Origin of the sequence: Bosea sp. BIWAKO-01, assembly GCF_001748145.1 — a bacterium.
In the GTDB taxonomy this organism is placed as follows: domain Bacteria; phylum Pseudomonadota; class Alphaproteobacteria; order Rhizobiales; family Beijerinckiaceae; genus Allobosea.
On sequence record NZ_BCQA01000001.1, the window covers coordinates 5,537,642 to 5,559,238 of the forward strand.

Annotated in this window: 11 protein-coding genes; 4 read left to right on the forward strand and 7 right to left on the reverse strand. The window is 66.2% G+C overall.

The genetic code is table 11. The features are described 5' to 3' along the window. Positions 1-22: 22 nt before the first annotated feature. The 4 genes from aspT (BIWAKO_RS25855) (at position 23) to BIWAKO_RS25870 (ending at position 5,769) form a co-directional block, all read left to right on the forward strand. A complete protein-coding gene (gene aspT, locus BIWAKO_RS25855) occupies positions 23-1,714 on the forward strand; it encodes an aspartate-alanine antiporter (RefSeq protein WP_069881095.1) in 1,692 nt (563 codons plus the stop codon). A gap of 51 nt (positions 1,715-1,765) precedes the next feature. Next, positions 1,766-3,388, forward strand: a complete 1,623-nt coding sequence (gene aspD, locus BIWAKO_RS25860; protein ID WP_069881096.1) for an aspartate 4-decarboxylase — start codon at positions 1,766-1,768, stop codon at positions 3,386-3,388. A gap of 120 nt (positions 3,389-3,508) precedes the next feature. Beyond that, positions 3,509-5,191 carry an aspartate-alanine antiporter gene (aspT, locus tag BIWAKO_RS25865; RefSeq protein WP_069882789.1) on the forward strand — a complete coding sequence of 561 codons (1,683 nt, stop codon included), beginning with the start codon at positions 3,509-3,511 and terminating at the stop codon, positions 5,189-5,191. Positions 5,192-5,451: 260 nt separating this feature from the next. Beyond that, positions 5,452-5,769 (forward strand): hypothetical protein, encoded by a 318-nt coding sequence (locus BIWAKO_RS25870; protein ID WP_069881097.1) that lies wholly within the window; start codon positions 5,452-5,454, stop codon positions 5,767-5,769. A gap of 679 nt (positions 5,770-6,448) precedes the next feature. On the opposite strand, the gene BIWAKO_RS25880 is transcribed toward BIWAKO_RS25870, so the two are convergent. The 7 genes from BIWAKO_RS25880 to BIWAKO_RS25910 all read right to left on the reverse strand — a co-directional run bounded on the left by BIWAKO_RS25880 (position 6,449) and on the right by BIWAKO_RS25910 (position 21,592). Continuing rightward, the gene (locus tag BIWAKO_RS25880; protein ID WP_069881099.1) at positions 6,449-7,258 is read right to left on the reverse strand and encodes a class I SAM-dependent methyltransferase; all 810 of its coding nucleotides are present in this window, start codon (positions 7,256-7,258) and stop codon (positions 6,449-6,451) included. A 29-nt stretch (positions 7,259-7,287) separates the two neighbouring features. Then, positions 7,288-7,968, reverse strand: coding sequence for a peroxiredoxin-like family protein (locus BIWAKO_RS25885; RefSeq protein WP_069881100.1), 681 nt, complete (start codon positions 7,966-7,968; stop codon positions 7,288-7,290). A gap of 17 nt (positions 7,969-7,985) precedes the next feature. Beyond that, a complete protein-coding gene (locus BIWAKO_RS25890; RefSeq protein ID WP_069881101.1) occupies positions 7,986-11,273 on the reverse strand; it encodes an adenylate/guanylate cyclase domain-containing protein in 3,288 nt (1,095 codons plus the stop codon). A 318-nt stretch (positions 11,274-11,591) separates the two neighbouring features. Next, entirely contained in the window at positions 11,592-18,056 is a 6,465-nt protein-coding gene (locus tag BIWAKO_RS25895; RefSeq protein ID WP_141740236.1) for an autotransporter domain-containing protein, read from the reverse strand. 179 nt (positions 18,057-18,235) lie between these two features. Then, the gene (ampH, locus tag BIWAKO_RS25900; protein ID WP_201788647.1) at positions 18,236-19,462 is read right to left on the reverse strand and encodes a D-alanyl-D-alanine-carboxypeptidase/endopeptidase AmpH; all 1,227 of its coding nucleotides are present in this window, start codon (positions 19,460-19,462) and stop codon (positions 18,236-18,238) included. A gap of 156 nt (positions 19,463-19,618) precedes the next feature. Beyond that, positions 19,619-20,599, reverse strand: coding sequence for a LytTR family transcriptional regulator DNA-binding domain-containing protein (locus tag BIWAKO_RS25905; protein ID WP_201788648.1), 981 nt, complete (start codon positions 20,597-20,599; stop codon positions 19,619-19,621). A 117-nt stretch (positions 20,600-20,716) separates the two neighbouring features. Then, the gene (locus tag BIWAKO_RS25910) at positions 20,717-21,592 is read right to left on the reverse strand and encodes an ABC transporter permease (protein ID WP_244523688.1); all 876 of its coding nucleotides are present in this window, start codon (positions 21,590-21,592) and stop codon (positions 20,717-20,719) included. Between the last annotated feature and the right edge of the window lie 5 nt (positions 21,593-21,597).

Here is a 21,597-nt window from a genome sequence, read left to right on the forward strand (position 1 = left end):
GCCGCCAAATAGGGAGATCGGCATGTTCGAATGGTTCGCCAGTACGCTTCGCAGCTATCCGGAGATCGCGCTCTTTCTATCCTTGGCGATCGGGTACTATGTCGGCGGCTTCTCCTATAAGGGCTTCAGCCTGGGAGCGGTCACCTCCACCCTGATCGCCGCCGTCCTCATCGGCCAGCTCGGGATCACGATCTCCCCGAACGTCAAATCGACGTTCTTCCTGATGTTCCTGTTCGCCGTCGGTTACGGTGTCGGTCCGCAATTCGTGCGCGGCATCGCCAAGGACGGCGCGCCCCAGGCGATCTTTGCGGTCGTCGTCACCGTGTTCTGCCTCGCGATACCGGTCATCATCGCAAAGATAGCCGGCTATCATCCTGGATACGCTGCGGGCCTCTATGCCGGCTCGCAGACGATCTCGGCCTCGATGGGCCTGGCCACAGATGCGATCAATCGCCTCGGCCTCCCGCCGGAAAGGACGAAGGAACTGCTCGACGCGATGCCCATCGCCTATGCGGTGACCTATATCTTCGGCACGGTGGGATCCGCCGTCGTCCTCGCCCAGCTCGGGCCCAAGCTTCTCGGCATCGACCTCGTCCAGGCCTGCAAGGACTATGAGGCACGGCTCGGCGGCGACAAGGAGCTTGGCGGTCCGGGGTCGGTCTGGCGGCGCTTCGAGCTGCGCGCCTTCAAGGTGCGAAGCGGCGCCAGGGTTGCCGGCATGCGCGCTGTCGATGCCGAGGCGCTGGTTCCCGATGCGCGGGTCTTCGTCGAACGTATCCGCCGCAATGGCGTCATCGAGGACGCGACCACCGATACCATTCTGCAGGAGGGCGACATCGTCGCCATTGCCGGCCCGCGGGAGGTTCTCGTCAACCTGATCGGCCAGGCCGCCGAAGAGGTCGAAGATGCCGAGCTCCTCGACGTCAAGGCCGAGGGTGTCGATGTCTACGTCACCAGCAAGGATGTCGACGGCAAGACGCTGGCGGAAATTGCGCATATGCCGCAGGCGCGCGGCGTCTTCCTCCGGAAGATCGTGCGGGGCGCAACCGCCACCAGCATCCCGATCCTTGCCAATACCGTGATCCATCGTGGCGACATCCTGACGATCGTCGGCCGGACCCAGGACATTGCCGCCGTCGGCAAGGTCATCGGCCATCCCGACCGTGCCAGCGACGTCGCCGATGTTGCCTTCATCGGTGCGGCCATCACCCTTGGCGCGCTGATCGGCGCTCTCGTGTTCAAGGTCGGCGGTGTCCCGCTGACCCTCTCGACAGCCGGCGGCGCGCTGATTTCCGGCCTGGTCTTCGGTTGGCTCCGTTCCGTGCGCCCGCTCTTCGGCCGCATCCCAAGTTCCACCGTCTGGTTCATGAACTCGGTAGGCCTGAACATCTTCATCGCGTGCGTCGGAATTTCCGCTGGCCCCGGCTTCGTCAAGGGGCTGCAGACGCAAGGCCTTGGCCTCTTCCTCTGGGGTGCACTGGCCACCGCGATCCCGCTCATCCTGGCGATGTTCGCCGGCAAATACATCTTCCGGTTCGATCCGGCCATCCTGCTCGGAGCCTGTGCCGGCGCACGCACCACCACGGCTGCGCTCGGCATGATCTGCGAGACCGCAGGCAGCCAGGTCCCGGCCTTGGGCTACACCGTGACCTACGCGGTCGGAAACACCCTTCTGACGATCTGGGGCATGGTGATCATCATGCTGCTGACCTGACACTCCACACGCGCAGACGCATTCGTCGCACATAGAACATGGGGAAATGCCATGGACCTGGTGAAGTTACGCACTTTCGAAACACTCAGCCCCTTCGAGATCAAGGACGAACTGATCCGTCTCGCAAAGCAGACGGCGCAGACCTCGTCGATCGCCCTTCTGAATGCAGGGCGCGGCAACCCGAACTGGGTCGCGATGACGCCGCGCGAGGGCTTCTTCTTGCTCGGTCAGTTTGCGATCACCGAAAGCCGGCGCGTGATGAACAAGCCCGCCGGCATCGGCGGCATGCCCAAGGCCGACGGCATCGCCGGGCGGCTGGAGGACTGGCTGGCCGATCACAAGGACTCGCCTGGTGCGACGTTCCTTCGGGACATGGTCGCCTTCGCGGTCAAGAAGTTCGACTTCAAGCCCGATGCCTTCGTGCACGAGCTCGTCGACTCGATCATCGGTGACAATTATCCGGTCCCCGACCGCATGCTCGTGCATAACGAGCGCATCGTGCACGAGTATCTGATGTGGGCGATGTGCGGTAATCCGCACCCATCCGGCCAGTTCGACCTCTATGCCGTCGAGGGCGGAACGGCAGCGATGTGCTACATCTTCAAGTCGCTGAAGGCCAACCGGCTGCTGAACCCGGGCGACACGATCGCCTTGGCCACGCCGATCTTCACGCCCTATCTCGAAATGCCGCATCTCGAGGATTACGACCTTAAGATCGTCTCTGTGGCCGCTCCTCAGGAGAACCGCTTCCAGTTCACCGACGAGGAACTCAAGAAGCTGGAAGACCCGAAGGTCAAAGCCTTCTTCGTCGTCAATCCCGGCAATCCTTATGCCGTTGCCCTGAGCGAGGAGACGATCGCCAAGATCGTGAAACTCGTCCAGACCAAGCGTCCTGACCTGATCCTGCTCACCGACGACGTCTACGGCACCTTCGTCAAGGGGTTCCGTGGGCTGCTCGGCGCCCTCCCCCACAATACCATCGGCGTCTATTCCTACTCGAAATACTTCGGATGCACCGGCTGGAGGCTGGGCGCCATCGCCATCCACCGTGACAACATCCTGGACAAGGCGATCGCCAAGCACCCGGAGAAGACACTGGCGGCGCTCGATAAACGATATGGCCCGATCACGCTCAAGCCGCGCGAACTGAAGCTGATCGACCGCATCGTCGCCGACAGCCGCGATATCGCGCTGAACCACACGGCCGGCCTGTCCCTGCCGCAGCAGGTGATGATGACCATGTTCTCGCTGTCCGAGATGATGGACGAGGCCAAGCTCTACCAGAAGACCTGCATGGACATCGTGAAATCCCGCGCTGACCGGATGATCGAAGGATTGGGCATCGATGTGCCCGACAACCCCCTGCACGATCGCTATTACGGCCTGGTCGACTTCGAATTCTGGGCGAACAAATATGTCGGCCCCGAGGTGGTGAGCTACATGAAGGAGCACGTCCACCCACTCGACATCGTCTTCCGCCTCGCCGAGGACCACGGCATCGTGCTGCTGAACGGCGGCGGCTTCCACGCCCCCGACTGGTCGGTACGGGTCTCCTTCGCCAATCTCGACGACGAGGTCTACAGCCAGATCGGCCGGGCCACGCGCGCTGTGGCGCGCGGCTACCGCCAGGCCTTCGACGCCTACAATCTTGCTCTGGGCAAAACGAAGACCTGACGCGCGGCTTCTGCAGGAGAGACGGCGCGCGGACAAATATCTCGTCCTTTCGGCGCCCATCGGACATTCGATCAATCCCCACATGATCGAATGTCCGAGCGCCATGCTGCGAGACAGAGCATGAACTACGTGGTCGAAGCCCTCCGCAATAATCCAGAGCTCGCCATTTTCCTGACGATCGCTCTCGGCTTCCTGATTGGGAAGCTGAAGTTCGGGAGCTTCAGCCTCGGGGTCGTCGTCGGCTGCCTGCTGGCGGGAGTCCTGGTCGGCCAGCTCGACATCAAGGTGCCTGCGGCCGTGAAAACGGTCTTCTTCGACCTCTTCCTCTTCACCACCGGGTACAAGGTCGGCCCGCAGTTTTTCCGCGCCTTGAAGCGCGATGCGCTCCCACAAATGGCGCTGACGGTGGTGCTGTGCGTCACGTGCCTGCTGATGGCGCTCGGCTTCGCAAAATTGCTGAGCTTCGACATGGGCACGGCGGCCGGGCTTCTTGCCGGGGCGTTTTCGGAGTCGACCGTCATCGGAACCGCAGGCGAAGCGATCCAGCGCCTCGACCTTCCGCAGGCCGAGCGGACGGCGCTCATCAACAACATCCCCGTCGCCTACGCCGTCACCTATCTGGTCGGGACCGCGGTCCTTGTCTGGTTCCTTCCCAAAGTCGGGCCCAAGCTCATGGGCATCAACCTGCGCGAGGCCGCGGCGCAGCGCGCGGAGAAGGCCGGTCCGGGCAGCGAAGCCGAGGGCGTCACCTCGGCTGCCCGTCTGTTCGACGTTCGCGCCTATCGGGTCGAAAATCCGGTCCTGACCAACAAGACGATCACCGAGCTCGAAGCTCTCATCCACGGGACACGCGCCTTCATTCTGCGCGTCCGCAGTGGTGTCGTGATGTTCGGCCACGCTTCGGATCGCAGGATCCAGGCGGGCGACGTCATTGCCGTGATGGCACGATATGAAATCCACACGGCCCGCGGCGACGTGATCGGTCCCGAAGTGAGCGACCCCGAACTGCTCGACATTCCGCTCGAAGCGCTCGACGTCATCGCGACGGCCCGCAGCATCGATGGGAAATCGCTGGCGGAACTGGCCGAAGCCGAGTTCGCGCGAGGCGTCTTCCTGTCCAAACTGACCCGCTCAGGCATCACGATGCCGATCACCCCAGCGACACGGGTCAATCGCGGTGACGTCATGTCGCTGGTCGGGCCGCTCCCGGAAGTCGAGCGGGCCGCGACGGAACTCGGCTACCCCGACCGGCGGACCTCGGCAACCGACATGGTCTTCGTCGGGCTCGGGATCTTCCTGGGCGGATTGTTCGGTCTGCTGACCCTGGTCGTCTGGGGCGTCCCGCTGACCCTGACCGCCAGCGGCGGCGCGCTCTTCATGGGGCTCGTCTTCGGCTGGCTGCGCTCCGTCTACCCGTTCTACGGCCGCATTCCCGAACCGGCGATCTGGATCTTCGATACGGTCGGGCTCTGCATGTTCATCGGCATCGTCGGGCTCGGCGCCGGGCCAAGCTTCGTCGCGGGCCTGAAAGCAACCGGCGTCAGCCTGATCGCCGTCGGCCTCGTCTCCTCGCTGGTGCCGCACATCGTTGGGATTCTCTTCGGGCGCTACGTCCTGAAGATGGATCCGCTCATCGTGCTTGGCGCCTGCGCCGGGGCCGGCACGATCACGGCGGCCCTCAGGGCGATCCAGGACGAGGCCCAGAGCAGCATTCCGGCGCTCGGCTACACGGTACCCTATGCCATCGGGAACATCCTGCTCACGGCCTGGGGGCCCATCCTCATCGGGATCATGTCGCGTTAGGCGCAGCCGATCTGGTGCGGGCCCGTTTCCACGCTGTGGACATCCCCCTGTGGCGAACGCTTAGGTCGGGCGCACTTTCGGGTGTTCGAGGAAGGAACCGCGACGGTGCGCGGGTTGATCGCGGCAGGGACGGCGCCCTCTTCCTCTCACAGGGAGACGCGCCGGATTGGGTCCTTCATGAACAGAGCCGAACGATCCCGTTCATCCTGCGTTCCCTCTCGGACGGCTTTAATCGCCGGGAGGAAACAAGGAGAACCCCGATGCGTCGGTTCTTGATCACAGCCACCATCGTCCTGGGCGCGGCCGCAACCATGGCCGGCCTCGCGCCTGCAGCTCAGGCAAGCGAAGCGATTGCGCCCTCAATCGCGCGGCAGCTCGACAAGCAACCGTTGGAGTTCGCCATGACCGAGGCGAAGCGGGAACGCTTGATGATCATCCAGGAAAACATGGATCGGCAGCGATATTACGGTCGCCGCGATGGCTACAGCCGCGGTTACGGCTATGGCCGGCATCACGGCGGGCCGCCGCCATGGGCGCCTGCACATGGCTACCGCCGGCACCACTATGAGCGTTGGTAGTCTCGAATGCCTGCGGATAAGTCGCTCGCGACAGATGCGAAGGGCCGGCAGCCGGCCCTTCCCGGATGCGACCGGTTCTTGACTCACAAGCTCCGCGGCATCGTCGCGTGGCGCTGAGTGTCGGCCTCGATCCGGCTAGCCCTGGGGATTATCGCGCGCGTGTCTGCGCCGACTTCGCGCGTGCCGCCAGAACGCCACAAGGGCAATCAGGGCGGTTACCAGAAGGAGCGAAACGCCCATCTGGATCAGCCCGAATTTGTGTGCGCCTGGCGGCAGAAACCACCCAGCGACAACCGCGGAAACGTTCAGAACCGACTCAACGAAGCGGTCCAACATCTTGATCCCCTTTCCCAAAATCCGTTTCAGGCGCAAGCCGCTGAACGGTGGTGAACGAGAGGAGACTCATCCTCATTTGTCGGGGGAGCCCGCTCGCGAGGCAAGCAAATTCTAGGGGATACTGAACGCCAAACCCATTCTGATAGAAGTCTTCAGCATGAGCGGCTTGCCTGAACATTTCCGAGGCATTTGCGAAACCGGTATGCGCCCTGACCCTCCCGTCGTCAGGACTGCCGCAGCCAGGAAAACGGGCGAGTTCGGGCACCTGCCATCCCTGGCTTTGTTGGCCTCATGCCGTCGCGTACGAAGCAGATAGCAGAGCGAGGCTTATGCAGGTGCCCCCTCAGCCTCCGCCGGGAACCACACCCCGGCAGGCCCAGGCCACGGCCGCAAATGAGCGTGGACCGTCGGGCTCGCCGGCCTGATAGGCTGCCTTGACGGCCTCGCTGGCGATTGATCGGGAGGTTGGATCGAGCCCCGCCACATATTTGCCGAGTGGCCCCTCCCCAGCGGCGAACGGGTCCCAGTAGTCGGCGAAATTCTCGTAATCCATCCTGATCATCAGCGAGGTCTGCTCGACCTCCTGAAGGCCCTGCGCCACGAAGGTCTGCCGCATTTCGTCGGGCCTCATCATGGGCTGGAAGCAGTAATGCGCCCGCAGGCTTCGCGCCTGCTCGTCCTGCGCGGCGACGGTGTCCAACATCATGCGCATCCCGGACATTCCGCCGAGGTGGTCCCAAACGGCGGCTGCGACAACGCCTCCCGGCCGCACGACACGCCGCATTTCGGCGACCGCCCTATCGGCGGCGGGCACGAAATGGAGGACAAGCAACGACAGGGCCCGGTCGAATTCGTCATCGGGGAAAGGGATAGCGCAGGCATCGCCCTCCCTGATCGTGATCCGCGGATCACTGTTCCGGCGCCGGGTCTCCTCCACGAAGATCGGTGAAAAGTCGATCGCTGCGACTTCAGCGATCTCCGCCGCCTGCGGCAGCGCGAAGGTCAGGCTGCCTGTCCCACAGCCGACATCGAGAACCCGCTCGCCAGTGGCGATGCCGGCGAAATCAATGAACGGTCCTGCAAGTCGCCGGCTCCAGCGGCCCATGAGCTGCTCGTAACCGCTGGCGCTGCGGACGGTGAAGCTGGACGGCATTGCGTCCCCCCGCTCGCGAATGAACCAACCTATTGCGCAACCTGGGAAACGGCCGACATGAGCTCCTGTGGGTTCGGAGCCCCGAACATGTATCGCCCGCCTTCCGGAACTTCGGTGAAACTCCAGCGCACAATGCCTTGCCGGTCGAGCAGGAACTGGCCGACAAGCTGGCCGAGGCCTGTCGCCTTCATTTCGAGGTCGGCCTCGGTCAATTCGTAGCCGTCCTTGCTGTCGAGGAATTGCGAACCCGCCATCGGGTCGAGCGGCCCCGGTGTTTCGCCTGGGATCTCGATCTTCATGCCCAGCACGGCAGCCATCGAGACCTTGTGCGGCCATGCCGTCTCATTTTCCGTGAATTCGAGATTGGGCAGGCCAAATGCCTGGTGAGAGGTTCGTTTGGGATCGGAGGCGGCGAGAAGATTGGGCATCGGATGGTAGCGGAAATAGAGCCGCGCGCGTTCGATCGGGGTGTTGACCACGGTCAGGCTTTCGACACCCGCTGCGCGCAGTTCCGGATCGAGCTGCGCCTGGGCGGCGATGTGGCGCCGGCAGAAGGCGCAGTGAAGGCCGCGGAACAGGCCGACCAGCACCGGCTTCTGACCACGGAAGTCGTCGATCGCGATCTTTCCCTCGCGGGTGATGGCGTCGAGCACGACGTTCGGTGCCCTGTCGCCTGGTTGAAGAGGACCTATGTCGGTCTGCGCGAACATTTCCACCTCCTCCGCGGTCAATCGAGGAATGGCAGCACCACGAGCGCTTCCGGGTCGAGCCCATGCCGGGCGCAGACATCCTGCGCCAGCGAGAAGTAACGGTCGGCCTCCGCCAGATCATCACGATCGAGATTGAGAGTTGCGAGGCCATCATAGCACGGAAAGAGCAGCTGCGGCTCGCCCGTTTCCCGCGCCACATCGAGCGCTTCCTCATAGAACCGGGCCGCGATTTCGGACTGCCCCTGGCATTGGTGGATCTGCCCGAGCACGATCAAAGGCACCGGCAGGTGCTCGCGCTGGTCGAGCGCCCGGTCGATCTCCACCGCCTTCTCGGCCGCCGGAACACCCTCTGTCGGGCAACGGTCCGTGAAGGTGCAGCAGGCGACCGCCAGATTGGTGAGGAGGCGTGCCTGGAAACCCAGATCGCCGATCCGCCGTGATATCTCGAGGCCGCGTCGACAGACCTCCATCGCCTGCGCAGGGTTGATCGTCGTGTAGAGCACGCCGAGATTGGTGTAGCCGCGGCAGGCGGCGCCGGGGAGGTCCGCAGCTTCGGCGACCGCGATGCTTCGCTCCACTTCGCGCACCGCTTCGCGACTGCGCCCGAGCCGAGCCAGCGCGACGCCCTTGGTGTTGAGCGCTTCGGCGGTCGCAAGCGCTGCGTCACGGCCCATCTCGGAGGCCGCATCGCCGGTCAGGTTGCGCGCACATGCGAGCGCTGCGTCGGCCCATTCTGCGGCACGAGCGTGATCGCCGGTCCGGAACGCCAGGCGGCCGCGCTCCTGCCAGAGATGCGCCTGCTCGATCGGCGCGTCGGCTCCGTCAAGAAGCGCTGCAGATTCCGCATAGCAAGCCTCTGCCTTGTCGCGCTTGCTCGCGTCCCAGAGCAGGCGACCGATCTTGCGAAGAACCCGCGCCGAGGCGACCCGGTCGCCGTTTTCGCGGTGGGTCCGCAGCACCGTTCCATAGTGCTCATGCGCCAGCGCGCGACGACCAGTCGGGCCACAGAGATCGCCAATCCGCTCGCCAATCTGCTGCCTGAGCGGAGTGGGTTCTGCTGTCGCCAGGGCTGCCATTGCCTGCTCGTAGAAGCGGAGGGCGTCGTCATTGGCATAGATCATGCGAGCGCGATCACCGGCCTCGCGCAGGTAACGCGCCCCTTTTTCCCGCTCTGCGCTCAACCCGAAATGATGACCGAGCACGGTCAGGTCCTCGAGCCGTTCGGGGCTCTCGCCGCACAGGTCTTCAAATGCGGCGGCTATCTGCCCGTGCAACTCGGTCCGTCGTTGCAGCAGCAGATTCTGATAGATCACGTCGTGCAGCAATGTCTGCGTAAAGCGGTAGCATTGCGACGAGATCGCGCCTGCCCCGGCCTTCTGGATGATTTCCGCATCGCCCAGCAGTTCCAGCCCGGCTTCGAGCCTGGCGGGGTCTGCCGTCACCACTGCGAGAATCTTGCCGTCGAAGCGAGGGCCAATGACTGCCGCTTCCTGAGCGAGCCGCCGAGCGTCCTGCGGCAGGCGATCGAAGCGGGCGAGCAACATCGCCTGGATCGTGTCTGGAATGCTGACCGCCGCTTCGCCTGTCATGACCTGCCAGTGCTGGCCGTCGCGCTTCAGCACGTCGAGCTCGATCAGGCTGCGGACGATCTCCTCGATGAACAGCGGGTTGCCGCCGGCGCGGTCCAGGATCCTGTGAGCGAGTGCCCCACTGGCCCAGTCCTCGCCGAACAGCGCCGCGAGCAGGCGCCGTCCGTCGCTGTCGGCGAGTTGCGAGAGCCTGAGCGCGGTATGGCTGAAACGGCTTGAATCCAGTGGGTCGCTTTGCTGAGCAGGGCGATGCGTGACCACGAGCATCAGCCGGGATCGATCCAGCCTCTCCATCACGAAACGCAGCGCTTCCAGCGATACAACGTCAGCCCAGTGCAGATCCTCAACGATGATGAGCAGCGGCGACAGGGCCAGACGCCGCTCGATGATCGTGCAGACCGCATGGAGGATTTGCCGCCGCAACTGCTCGGGCTCGACATGCTGCAAACTCGCCTTGGGGTCTCCCAGGCCGAGCACATGGTAGAGCAGCGGCATCAGCCGCTCCGTCTCTTCATCTGGAATGCCAAGATCAGCCAGCAAGGCTGCGAGCTTCAAGCGCATTTCGTCGGGGGCATCGTTCTGCATCACCTTGGCCGCGCTACGCACGACGGCACCGATCGCGCCAAAGGACTGTTCGCCGAGCGGCGAGCAGGCAGCCTGCCGCACGGCGACGTCGCGAAAGCGCTCCTCGCAGCCGAGCCGACCGACGAACTCGTTCACCAGACGTGATTTCCCGATGCCGGCCTCACCAACGAGGCGCAGAAGCTGCGCCTGACCGGCACAAGCCTGGTCGAGGCTCGCCAGCATGCGCTGGAGTTCTGCATCACGACCGATCAGCGGCGTGCTGAGGCCGAGCGCATCAAGTCCACGCGCTGCACGCGGCGATGCGAGCGGCCCGCCCAGCCGATGCACCAGAACGCTGCCGGACTTGCCGCGAAGTGCGACATCGCCGAGCGAGGTATAGGAGAAGGCATGCCGGGTCAGTCGGTAGGTCAACGGCCCCACCAGCACCTCGCCTGGGGCAGCCAGCGATTGCAGCCGTTGGGCTGTGTTCACCGTGTCGCCGGTCACGGAATAGGATTTCGCCGTGCCGACCCCGAGGCCTCCCGCAACGACCGGACCGGTGTTTATCCCGATATGGAGAACCATTTCAGGACTTGCGGCGGCGGAGCTTTCGCCGAGCCGCGCCGTGCGGGCGATCATGTCGAGAGCGGCACGGAGCGCACGTTCCGGATCATCCTCATGCGCGATCGGTGCGCCGAACAGAGCAAGCAGCGCATCGCCGATGAACTTGTCGACGAAACCGCCAAAGCTCTGCACGGCCGCCGTCAATTCCGTGAACAAGGCGGTCTGCAGGGTCTGAACGACCTCCGGGTCAAGGCTCTCGCTGAGCGTGGTGAAGCCGCTGAGGTCGGCGAACAGGATCGTTACGGTCCTGCGATCCGCATCCGAGGCCGGCTGCGCGACTGAATGTTGCCTCTCGACGTCCGGAAACGGCGCCGGCGTGCGGAGTCGCAAGGAAGAGGCTGCACTTGGTGCCGGCGCAGTCCGGGGTATGGCTTTCGCAGCAGTGCGGGCGCCGCATTGCGGGCAAAAGGTAAAATCCGGCGAGCAGGAATAGCCGCAACTCGAACAGGGCACAGGCTGGCGCGCGCCGCATTTCGGGCAGAAGGCAAAGCCGCTTTCGATCTGGAAGCCGCAGCCCGAGCAGTCCATCGACCAAGACCTCGCGGGGCCGTAAGAGCCTGGTCTCGCCTCATGCCTTGCCGAACGGCCTTCAGAAGGTTGAACCGATAACGGTCTGGCCGCAAGGGACGGCGCGTGGACGCCCCCACCGATCGGTCTTGCGATGACGGAGACGAGCTCTCAGGCTGGACGTTGCCGATGGCACGGGGAGCCACACGCAGCCACGGCAGGAGAGCGGTGCTCGCTGATTGTTCATGGGGATCCGCATTCTGGTCGACCCGGCCTGTCGTTCGTGCACTGCAGGATACGAACAAGGTCAAGCAGCCGGGCGGCCCTCGGGGCGCAGCGTCAGAACCGGATACCAACCCTGGCGTTGAAGCTATGGTCGGTGGCGCCCTGCGCGAACTGGCCGTCATAGGCGATGCTGAACTCGGCCGCCGGCGTGAGCTTCATGCCGATGCCCGCGCCGACCACCAGCGCATCGCGGGCGATCGGAACGCCCGCGATCGAGAACGGAGCGCCGCCGGCGAAGGCCTGGAGCGAGATTGACGTCAGGTCGCCGCCAGCATGGCGCCAGCCGAGCGTACCGTTGAGCTGCACCGTGCTGCTGCCGAGTTCGACGCTGGTCTGCGCGCGCAGGCCGAGCGTGGCGAAGGTCACGGCGGTGGTCTGCGGGCCGGCGGACAGAGCTGCGATGCCGCCCGTTTCACGAAACCCATCACTGCGCAGGTTGACATAGGCCAGATTGGCGAAGGGCTCGAATACGCCCGCCCCGAAGTCGAGACGATAGGCGATCTCGCCGAAGGCCTGCAGGCTGTGGGCGCCATAGCCCGACAGAAGCTGCTCGCCGCTCCCCGGGAAAGAGGCCGAGCGCCGCATCGAGAGATCGTGCCAGGTAAAGTTCGCCGCGCCGGTCAGGCGGAGACGATCGAAGCGGGCCCCGCCATAGAGGCCGATCGTATAGTTGTCCGCGTCGCCCTGCGACCTGCGGCGGGCCACCTCGAAATGCGAGCGCGAATATCCCGCCATGATGCCGACCCGGCTATCGGACGTGGCAGCGAGGTCGAGGCCGGCGACGAGGCCGTTGGTCGAGCGCGTGAGCGAGGCGGCATTGCCGTCTCCTTGCGTCTGCCCCCAGGAGCCGAAGCCGCGCGCCCATAGCGACAGGCTTTCCGCCGGGGCCGTCGAGATCGCCCCCTTGCCCGAGGCATAGGCCAGCGTCGCGATGTGCGGCGCACCGATCCCGTCGAAGGCCGCGCGGATCCGGTCGGAAACCGCACTGCGCACCATCTGGCTGCCTTCGATCAGCACGGTCTTGGCCGAGGCGTGGATCTCGCCGGACAGGCTGTCGAATGCGCGTCGGCCCTCATCCTCGTCGCGCAGTTGCGTGAAACGCTGCCAGAGCGGATTGGCCTCGTCCAGGCTCTCCAGGCCGAGGCTGGTCTGGGTCTGGTTGCGGGTCTGAGCGAGGGCGGAGAAAGGCAGGTCGTTGCGCAGCAAGGTCAAGGTGACGCTGGTCGCGTCATAGCCCAGCGTCGGATCGAGGAAGAGATAGCGCGAGCTGACGTCGTCGAAGCGGCCCTGCACGCCCTGATCTGCCGTCAGGATCGTATAACGCTGGTTCGCCCGATAATTGCCGTCCTCACCGAGATGCACCACCGAGCCGCCGCCGAGCCGTGCCGCACCACCGGCACGGATCAGGTCGCTCGACATGCCGCTGGCATCGACCTCGACCTCGTAGATCGCGCCCCGCTCGAACGCGATATCGCCGGTAACCGTCAGCGTGCCGATCGAGTTGCCCGGCGCGATCGTCGCGCCGGAGCGGATCGTCGTTGCGCCGACGGAACCGCTGCCCTGAAGTCTGGCGCCGGCCAGCACGTCGATCTCGCCGCCAAGGGAACCATTGACCACGAGCATACCCGCCGACACCGTCGTCGTGCCGGAATAGCCCGCGCTGTCGCCGCGCAGTTCGAGCCGGCCGCGGCCGGTCTTGTCGAACCGTCCCGTGCCGGAGAACACGCTTGCGATGCTGGCATCGCTGCGCTGATCGAACACCACCGTGCCGCTATTGGCGATGTCGCCGGAGATCGAGGCTGCGTCGCCGACGAGCCTGCCCGCCGCGACAATGGTGCGGCGATAGAAATTGGTGCCGGTCAGCGTCAGCGTTCCCGCCCCGGTCTTGATCAGATCGCCGAAGCCATAGACGTTGCCCGTCAGCGTCGCATCGCGCCCGTTGGTGTCAATGGTGCCGTTGCCCAGCAGCAGCACGGTGCGGCTGGTGTCGAACGCGGTGCCGAAGCGCAGGGCGCCGCCGAAGAAGCTGATCGCCGTGCCCTGGGCGCCGAGATTGCCGTCGGATGCGACCTCGAGCACGCCGGCCCTGATCACCGTGCCGCCGGAATAGCTGTTATTGCCCGTCAGGATCGTCGTGCCGCTGCCGGACTGAACGACGCTGCCGCTGCCCGAAATGGCGCCGGCGAAGACGTAGTCGTTCGTGCGGTTGAAACTCAGAAGGGCGTTGTTGACGACATCGCCGGCGAGTGCGCCGGAGGTTCCGCCATTGCCGATCTGCAGCATGCCGGCGGCGATCGTCGTCCCGCCACCATGGCTGGCGCTGCCCGTCAGTGCGAGTGTGCCCCAACCGTCCTTCACCAGGCTCCCAGTGCCGCTGATCGCCCCGCCGAGGGCGAAGGTCGTGCCCGCCATGGTTTCGATCGTGCCCGAGCCGGTAAGCGCGATCGCGCGGCCGCTGGTGATGTCGGCGAGCGTTGCCAGCCGGCCTCCCCCACTTAGTGCAAGGTTCGAGGAGGCGTTGCCGAGATTGGCATCGGCGATGATCGCCAGCGTGCCGCCGCGGATCGCCGTGCCCCCGGAATAGCTGCTCGTCCCCGTCAGAAGCAGCGTACCGGAGCCCGCCTTCTCGACCCGACCGGAGCCGGTGATGCTGCCGGCGAAGACGCTGTCCTCGGCCTGGTCGACGGTCAGGGCAGCGGCGCCGAGCGCGATCTCGCCGCCGGTCCCGGCGAGCAGGCTCATCGCCAGATCGTAGCCGTTGAGATCGAGCCTGCCGCCGGTCAGGGCATAGCCGGTCATCCCTGGCAGGGCTCCGGCGCTCTCTGCGATCAGCGTTCCGGCCGTGACGAGCGTGCCACCGGACCAGCTGTTGCTGCCCGTGAGCGCAAGCGCACCGGCACCCCATTTGATCAGCCCGCCCGTACCGCTGAGGCCCCCGGTGAGCCGCAGCGTCGTACCGGCATCGGTGTCGATCGCACCGGTGTCGAGAAAGGAAATGTTGCGGCCGGAGGCGAAGCTCGCGGTCGTATGGAGCGCGCCATTGTCTAAGGTGAGCCCGCCCGCTCCACCGAGATTGCCATCGTTCGCGATCTGCAGCGTCCCGCCTGCGATCACAGTGCCGCCGGTATAGGTATTGGCTCCCGACAGGATCAGCCTGCCGTCGCCGGTCTTGGCCAGACCGTCGGACCCCGTGATCGTCAGGGCGATCGTTGCGGTCTCGCCGTCGAGGACGCGGATCTCCGGCGTCGTGATGACGAAGCTGCCGCCATTGTAGCCGCGCAGGTTCAGGCTGCCGCCGACCCCGCCGACCAGCGTGTAGCTGCCGCCCGCGAATTGCAGCCCGACGAGGTTCTGCTGGCCGTCGACCGTGACGGTGCCGCCCGGTCCGCGGAAGACACCGTAGCCGCTGCCCCATTGCGTCGGAGCGGCGCCGGCATAGTCGAACCAGTTCTGGCTGCCGGCATTCCAGGTGCCGGATGCGCCGCCTGCCGATGTCGAGCCCCAGAGCTGCAGGATGTTGAGGCCGTTCTGCTGGACGAGCAGGTCGACCTTGCCCGCCTGCGAGGTCTCGATGACGTAACTATAGGCGAAGGGGCTGGTCGCCGGCGTGCTCCCGATGCCGAGGCCGCCACCCGACAGGGCGCCGGTATAAGTGAAGACGCGATGGAAGCCGATTGCGGGCTGCGAACCGGATCTGATGTTCAGAAAACCGCCATCGAGCACGAGGTTTCCATTGACCCGTGTCGTGGCGGAATCGATCGCGGGGGTGCCGCCGCTGCGCAATTGATACTCGTAGGCGCTGCCGGCGCTGAGGGTCAGCGTGCCGTTGACGATGAGGGCGGCGGCATCGGATGGCTTGATGGTGCCGCCCGCATTCGCGGTGAGGTTGCCGTTGACGGTCAGCGAGGTCGGGCCGGAGGGCGCCAGCGTGCCGCCATTGCCGATCGTGATCGCACCCAAACCGCCCTCGCCCTCGACGCGGCCGCCGGCATTGATCGCGATGGCGCCGCCAAGACGCGCCGACCCCGCCATCCTGAGCGTGCTGTTCGCCACTGTCACAGCGCCCGAGAAGCCCGAGCTGTCACCTGTCAGGATCGTCGTGCCCGCGAGGACACGGATCGTCCCGGCGCTCGCACTGGCGCTAGAGAGCGCCGCATCGAAACGGTAATCCGTCGCGGTGTGGTTGAAGACAAGGCTGCCGGCGGTGGAGATTCGCACGCCGCCGGTCTTGAGGCGTCCGGGAGCACCGGCCGGCGCCGCGGCGGCGGCGCCGATGTTCAAGACGCTTGGGCCGTAGTCCTTCAAGGCGATGACGTATCTGCCGGTATCGATCAGGCCTCCATCCGAGACCGTCACTGCTGCCGATCCGCCACCGCGCCCCGACAGGATGAACGCCTCGTCGCCATGGTAGAGGGCATCCGAGTTGACGGTGGTCAGCACCGAACCGGCGCCGGTGACGACAAGGCTGCCGGTCACGGACATCGTGTCGCTCTCGACACGTCCGCCGTCGGAGATGACGAGCGAACTCGTGTCGCCAATGCCGAAATCGGCACGCTCAAGGTAACCAGGACCGCGATGCACGCTCCAGCGTGAGCCTGCTCCCGTGACGACGGCGTCGGAGCCGGGCGCGCCGGGCTTGCCCCCGACGATCGTCTCGCCATAGCTGTCGAGGCGCCCGCCATTGGCGACGGTCACCTGGCCAGAGCCGTCGATCCCGAGGTACAGCGCCGAATAATTGCTCCAGCTCGAGCCGGCCCCGGTGACAAGGACCGTGCCGTGAGAGCCGGCCTCCCTGCCGATGATTGTGGCGATGCCGAGTTGCGGCTGGAAGAGCGTGAACAGGCTGATCAGGGTGCCGCCATTTGTGATGGTGAGCGACGCATCCCCCCTGTCGCCCACGACCATGGGCACCGCATTGTTCCATTTGGCCGCGGAACCGGAGATCGTGACGGCAGCATGGGAGCCCGCATCAGGCGCGATCACCGCCGTCGTGCTGGAGAGTTCCGCCGCACCGGACAATACGAGCCCGCCGTTCCGGATGCTGACACTGGTGAAGCTCGCGGTACCCGCCAGCGTCCAGGTGCTCCGTCCGTCCTTCTCGAAAGCGCCGAAGGCCTGACCGGCATTGCCCAGCGCGGCGAAATCGAAGCTGGCGTTCTGCCAGCCGCCAAGGACAAGCGTGTTCGGGTTGCCGTCGTCGCGGGTCAGGACGACATTGCCGAGGAGACGATAGCCCCCCTGCAATTCCAGGGTATTGCCGCCGCCGCTCAGATTGATGGCGTCGGCATGCGTCCCGTCGGCATTGAGGCCGCCTTCGATCTGCCCGGCCGCGACGACCCTGACACCGCCGCCTCCCGACACGGCTCGCCCGCCGCGCCCGCTCTGGCCCGCGGCGCCATTATGTCCGGGATCGGTATTGTAGGATCCGTATCCCGCCCCGCCGGCTGCCCCGCCAACGCCGGCCCTGCCGCCGGCAACCACCCCCCCTGCCTGGACCTCGAGCCTGCCGCCGGCTGGAAGGACGGCACCGTCACCGCCATTGCCGGCATTGCCGCCGTGGCCGCCGTCACCGCCGTTCTTGCCGCCGCCCCCCGTGCCGCCGGCGCCTCCCGCGCCGCCGTCGCCCCCACGCAGCGCGGCCTGATTCTGGACGATGACGGGGCCCGAACCGAGGGCGTAGAGCCCGGTCGCGCCATCGCCGCCATTGCCGCCGCTGCCGCCGTAATATCCGTCCCCGCCATCCGTTCCCCAGAGGAAACAGGGCAGACCCTGCGGGCAATTCTGGCCGAGCGCGCCGCGGGCTCCGTCACCGCCGGTCCCTCCGGCGCCGCCTGCGCCGCCATTGCCGCCGGACATGGCCGAGCGGAGGAATATCTCGCCGGATTGCAGCAGCACCAGACCGATACCGCCGCCACCACCTCCGCCACCGCCGCCACCGGCGCCGCCATAACCCGCTCCCGGCACCGGCCCGACCATTCCGACGACGCCGGCGCCGGCCTGGCCCCCTTGCCCGCCCACGCCACCGCCACCACCGGTGATCGGCGCGGTGACGAAACTGGCGCCTGGGCCGCTCAGGATTGCGCCGGTGCCGCCGCCGCCGCCGCCACCACCACTGCCGCTGTCATGTCCCCAGATACCGCCGAAGGGCTGGCCATCGCTCCCGTTTCCGCCGCCATTGCCTGGTCCGCCTGCACCACCCGTGAGCGATTGGCCGCCCGGCAGCGTGCCGGAGCCGCTCCTGCCGTCAAAGCCAATGGCTCCGGCACCGCCACCTCCGCCACCGCCCTTGGCGTGCGCGCCGCTGCCACCGGCTCCGCCCTGGCCGCCGCTGGCAGTGCCGCTGCGCTTGTCGCCGTGCCGGCCACCGCCACCGCCGCCACCGCCGCCTGCGAACAATCCAGAGCCGGCGCCCGCTCCGCCAGAAACAGGCCTGCTGACACCATGGCGACCGCCCGCGCCGCCTGCGCCCAGCGACTGGGCTTCGGCCGGAGATGCACCGCTCAGGATGGCGGCGAGCATGACGCTTCCGGCCAGAACTCCGGCGATCGCCGTGGACGAGCGCAGTGCAGCCCGCTTCTGCTGCAATGCCGCGCCGCGATATGCGCACAGGCTTAGAGTCAGCGTCAGGTCAGGACGCCGGCCGGTTCGAAAGGCCGGGCTCGGCCCAGCCACACTCATGCCCATACCGTCCGCAACGCTCAGCGCCCTTCCGCCGCGGGCACGAGTTCGGCCGCGAGATCTCGGACCGCCTGCCGTATCCCCCCGAACATGGCGAAGTCGACGCGGCTGGCGACGACGAAGATGCCGAGCCTGCGGTTGGGCGAGAGCACGACATAGCTCATGAAGCCGCCGATGCCGCCGCTCTTGCCGAGCAGCAGCGGCACGCGTTCGCGCGCCGGGCTGACGATCCAGCCCAGCCCCATCCCGTCGGAATCCGTGGCCTCGACGCCGACGAGGCGCGCAAGCCCGTCATGGGGCCGCCAGAGCGCATGCGCGAGTGTCCGCGCCGGGCGCCCGGCCGTGTCATCGGCCAGATGCCAGCGCATCCATTTCACCATGTCCTCGGCGGTGGTGTAGATGCCGGCACTGGCCTGCATCACCTCGCTCGCCTCCCAGTTCGGATCGGGCTTGCCGAACGGGTCGAGCCCGGTCATCAGCCGGGGCTTCTGAGCCTCCGAGAGACGCAGGGCCGTGTCCGCCATGGCGAGCGGCGCGGTGACGCGCTCGCGCACCAGTTCGGCAAAGGACTTGCCACCGGCCCTGCCGAGCGCGTCGCCGAGCAGGCCGAAGCCGAAATTGGAGTACATCGCCGTAGTGCCGGGGCGGTAGGCCGGGCGATGCCCCGAGATCCAGTCCCAGTAATAGGATGCCTTGAAGGTCGCAAACGGGTTCTTCTCTTCCGCGGGCGTCGCCGGGTCCGCCATTTCGCGCGGCAGCCCGGCCGAATACGTCGCGAGGTCGAGCAACGTGATCGGCCGGTCAGCGAAATCCAGCGGAGCCTTGCCGGGCGGGGCATAGCGACTGAGCGGAGCGTCGAGGGAGAGCTGTCCGGTTGCGGCCATCGCGGCAAGCAGATCGGCTGCGAAGACCTTTGAAACCGAACCGACGCGGACGATCGATCGGCCGTCGGGCTCCTTGCCGCTGCCTGGCGCGGTTTCGCCATAGCCCGCAATGACGCTGTCCTCGCCCCTGACGACGGCGAGGATCAGCCCCGGGGCGCGCGCGTTCAGGAACATCGCGACGCCGGCCATCGATGCCGCATCCTGCAGGGCCAGATCTTCGGCAGCTGCCTGGCGCTGCCAGCCGGCGGACAGCATGACGGTCAGCAGGGAGGCGACGGCGAACCTTGCCGCCCTGCGGCCCGGGATGCGTCTGACGGTCGGAGCGGTGACGGTGCGGCGGAGCGGCATGGGCAAAGCGTGCATCGGTTGATCGGTTCGCCTATCGGGTTGGCGTGCCGGGCGGGAGGCAAGCCGAATTCGACCAACCGACATGCCGGTTCGATGAATGCCCCTGCCGATCGGTTTCATCGTGAGAAATCGGTAAACCGGCAGCGGGATTCGGTGCGCAAAACGCCCCGCTCAAATTCCGAGTCGCTGCCGCAATTCCTGCCGGTAGGGGCGCGACACGGGCCAGGCGTCCGCGAGCTGGCCGAGCGCAATCTTCCAGCCATTCCCGTCGCGTCGGTCGAGGCCGCGGACATGCTGCAGGTTGACGATCGCGGTGCGGTGGACGCGCAGGAAGGAGGCCGACGGCAGCAGCCCGGTCCAGAGGGCGAGCGGGCGCAGGTCGAGGACCGTCGAGCCATCTTTCAGCCAGACCTTCGCATAGTCGCGCGCCGAGCGGACGCCGAGAATGGTATGCGGCTCCACACCGATGATCTGCCCCTGCCGACGCAGATGGATCAAGGGTGCGAACGCCCTCGCCGGGTCGGCCAGCACCTGCTCGCTGCGGTGCGATCCGTAACGCGCCAGCGCGATCAGCTCCGCACATTGAAACAGGGCCCTGATATCCGCCTGCGGCCAGCGCCGGGCTGCAGTAGTCGCGTCGAAGCCGATACAGGCGCGGAGCTGTCCGCCATGGAAGACCGGCACGCTGAGCACGCTCCGGTCGCCCTGGCGGAGCATCTCGACCTGGAGCTGGCGAGCCGGGCGTGGCAAGTCGGCAACCCGATTGATCATCACAGCCTTGCCCGACACCAGAAACTGCTGCAGCCAGGCAATCATCGTCACCGGCGTGTTCTGCAGGTCCTCGACGAAGGAGCGAACGCCCTGCCTGCTCCATTCATGGGTGTTCCGGAAGCGCAGCAACGCGGCGTCGTATTCGAACATCCAGGCCCGGTCGGCACCGGCAAGCGCGCCGATCTCAGCCAGCGCAGCCGTGATCCCGACATCCGCCGGCTCCTGAATCAGCCGCTTGGCCGTACGATGGGGCCAGTCCGGCCCCGGTCCATCGCCGCAATCGGACAGCGAACAGGCCTCGTAGACGGCATCAGGCAGCTCGCCTGCCGGGGTGCCTGCCTCCGCCTGTGCAACGACCTGCCAGCTGCCTGTGCCACGCACGGCGATTCCCCCTGCTGCATCCGCACATTTGGCGGCGCCCACTGTGCAGGTGCAACCGAAATATCGGCAGCTGCGCAACCAGTCCGAGCGATGGCAGGCGGGGCCGTGCTTGCTCGCTCAGCGTGATTGCAGCGTCGGGTCGAGCCGGTCGCGGACCCAGTCGCCGATGATTGAAATCGACATGGTCGTCAGGAAGATCGCCATGCCGGGCAGGATCGCGATCCACCATGCGGTGGTCAGATAGGCGCGCCCTGCCCCCAGCATCTGGCCAAGGCTGGTCAGAGGTGGGCGGATGCCGAGGCCGAGGAAACTGAGCGAGGTTTCGAGCAGGATCACCTGCGGGAAATTGAGCGTGAACTGAACGATCAGCACGCTCAGGATGTTGGGGAGGATATGCCGGAGATAGACATGTCGCGCCGGAGCGCCGAGCGCGACCACGGCCGTCGCATAGCCTTGCGTGTTTGCGGCGATGACGACGCCCCGCGTCAGCCTCGCAAAGACCTCCCAGCCGTAGAACCCCATGATGGCGATGAAGAGCATGAAGCCGCCACCGAACATGGCGATCAGTGCGAGCGCGATCATCATGAAGGGCAGCGACGCCTGGACGTCGGCCAGCATCATGATCGCCTCCTCGACGAAGCCGCGGAAATGCGCCGCGATGAAGCCGAGCGCCGTGCCGATCAGGGCACCGATCAAGGTGCCGCCGAGCGCGACAAGCACGCTGAAGCGGATGGCGTAGATCAAGCGGCTCAGGACATCGCGGCCGAGTTCGTCGGTGCCGAGCAGGTGGTCCGTCGTCCCACCCAGGAAGACCGGCGGCCTGAGGCGCTTGAGCAGCGCTTGCGCGCGATAGTCATAGGGCGCCAGCCAATCCGCGAAGAGAAAGACGACGACGATCAACGCCAGCAGGGCAAGGGCGACGACGACGAGGACGGGATAGCGCGCTTCCGCTCGCACCGGAGTGTCGTCAGCCCGACGGAAGGACCATGGCATCGCCA